Below are 1,578 nucleotides of genomic sequence, written 5' to 3' on the forward strand. Positions count from 1 at the left end.
AGATTTGACAAGGTAGATGAGAGATTTGACAAGGTAGAAGACCGGCTAACCAAATTAGAAATCGGACAGGCCGAACTCAAAGCAGAGTTAAAAGGCGATATTAAAGTATTAGATGAGAAAGTCGAGGGATTAACGGTACGGGTTGCTTATCAGGAGTTCACCAACCGGGGGATTCTAATAGCTTTGGTGGTTGCTGTCTTGGGAGGTGCTGCTAAACTTTTTGGTTTTTTCCCTAATCCCTAAAAGTGGCTCCTAGGCAAGGCTAGAGGCCTTATGATCATAATAAATGGCTATCAAAAACTCAAAAATCTATAGGAGTATAGCAAAATGTCTAACGAAACTGTCACCTATTCCCTAGAATCGGTCTTTAAGGAAATTAAAGACAGCATCAAAGAAGTCAATCAGAAAATCGATACCTTGCAAAAAGATGTCAATCAGAAAATCGATACCTTGCAAAAAGATGTCAATCAAAAAATCGACTCCCTTGAAAAACGGATGGATGAGAGATTTGACAAGGTAGATGAGAGATTTGACAAGGTAGATGACCGGCTCACCAAAGTAGAAATCGGACAGGCCGAACTCAAGGGAGAGTTAAAAGGCGATATTAAAGTATTAGATGAGAAAATCGAGGGATTAACGGTACGGGTTGCTTATCAGGAATTTACCAACCGGGGGATTCTGATAGCTTTGGTGGTTGCTGTCTTGGGAGGTGCTGCTAAACTTTTTGGTTTTTTCCCCAATCCCTAGAACTGGCCCCTAGAAACGATTACTTGCCTTAGGATTATAATAAATGGCTATCAAAAACCCGAAAACCCCATAGGAGTATAGCAAATGTCTAACGAAACCGTCACCTATTCCCTAGAATCGGTCCTTAAGGAAATTAAAGACAGCATCAAAGAAGTCAACCAGAAAATCGATACCCTGCAAAAAGATGTCAATCAGAAAATCGATACCTTGCAAAAAGATGTCAATCAGAAAATCGACTCCCTTGAAACACGGATGGATGAGAGATTTGATAAGGTAGAAGACCGGCTAACCAAAGTAGAAATCGGACAGGCCGAACTTAAGGGAGAGTTAAAAGGCGATATTAAAGTATTAGACGAGAAAATCGAGGGATTAACGGTACGGGTTGGTTATCAGGAGTTCACCAACCGGGGGATTCTGATAGCTTTGGTGGTTGCTGTCCTGGGAGGTGCTGCTAAACTTTTCGGTTTTTTCCCCAATCCCTAAAAGTGTCTCCTAGAAACGGTTACAGCCCTTAGGATTATAATAAATGGCTATCAAAAACTCAAAAATCTATAGGAGTATAGCAAAATGTCTAACGAAACTGTCACCTATTCCCTAGAAGCTGTCCTAACTAGGATTGAGAGTAAAATCGACTCCCTGGAAAAACGGATGGATGAGAAAATCGACTCCCTTGAAAAACGGATGAATGACAGATTTGACAAGGTAGATGAGAGATTTGACAAGGTAGAAGACCGGCTAACCAAATTAGAAATCGGACAGGCCGAACTCAAAGCAGAGTTAAAAGGCGATATTAAAGTATTAGATGAGAAAGTCGAGGGATTAACGGTACGG

Annotated in this window: 3 protein-coding genes and 1 pseudogene; all 4 read left to right on the forward strand. The window is 41.0% G+C overall.

From position 1 onward, the window contains the following. Positions 1–243: pseudogene (locus tag O9300_RS05305) on the forward strand (DUF4164 domain-containing protein); the annotation flags it as partial. Positions 244–327: 84 nt separating this feature from the next. Beyond that, on the forward strand, positions 328–747 hold the full coding sequence (locus O9300_RS05310; RefSeq protein ID WP_287970431.1) for a DUF4164 family protein: 420 nt from the start codon (positions 328–330) through the stop codon (positions 745–747). Positions 748–831: 84 nt separating this feature from the next. Next, entirely contained in the window at positions 832–1,230 is a 399-nt protein-coding gene (locus tag O9300_RS05315) for a DUF4164 family protein (protein WP_012267215.1), read from the forward strand. Positions 1,231–1,314: 84 nt separating this feature from the next. Then, on the forward strand, positions 1,315–1,578 hold a 264-nt coding region (locus tag O9300_RS05320), incomplete at its 3' end, for a DUF4164 family protein (RefSeq protein WP_287970434.1).

The sequence above is a fragment of the Microcystis sp. LE19-195.1E genome (assembly GCF_027532095.1).
Taxonomy (GTDB): Bacteria; Cyanobacteriota; Cyanobacteriia; order Cyanobacteriales; family Microcystaceae; genus Microcystis; species Microcystis aeruginosa.